1 protein-coding gene is annotated in these 322 nt (G+C 42.5%); it reads left to right on the top strand.

Annotated features, from left to right (window positions below; translation table 11 throughout):
• Positions 1-322 (top strand): SspB-related isopeptide-forming adhesin (locus tag ADH54_RS01145; RefSeq protein ID WP_049523570.1); only part of this gene is annotated, 322 nt, incomplete at both ends.

The raw sequence follows: 322 nt of genomic DNA, 5'->3' as shown, positions 1-322 counted from the left end.
CAAAGGGTTCTATATCGTTGATGATTATCCAGAAGAGGCTGTTACGATCAATCAAGATGGTGTACAAGTGACGGATTCTAAAGGTCAAGTAGTTAAAGGGTTGAAAATGGCAATTTATGAGAGTCTGGCTAAGGCACCATCAGGTGTCCAAGAAGCTATGAAGGCTAGGAATTTCACTCCGAAAGGAGCGATTCAAGTATTCGAGGCGGAGAATCCAGAGGAGTTCTACAAGACCTACGTGCAAGCTGGAGAAGTTCTGACCATTACTAATCCAATGACTGTTAAGAAGGAATTGGGTCAAACAGGTGGTAAGTATGAGAAT

The sequence above is a fragment of the Streptococcus pseudopneumoniae genome (assembly GCF_001072315.1).
Classification (GTDB): domain Bacteria; phylum Bacillota; class Bacilli; order Lactobacillales; family Streptococcaceae; genus Streptococcus; species Streptococcus pseudopneumoniae_R.
The sequence above is the reverse complement of the archived record's forward strand: the minus strand, read 5'-3'. Positions and strand labels throughout refer to the sequence as shown.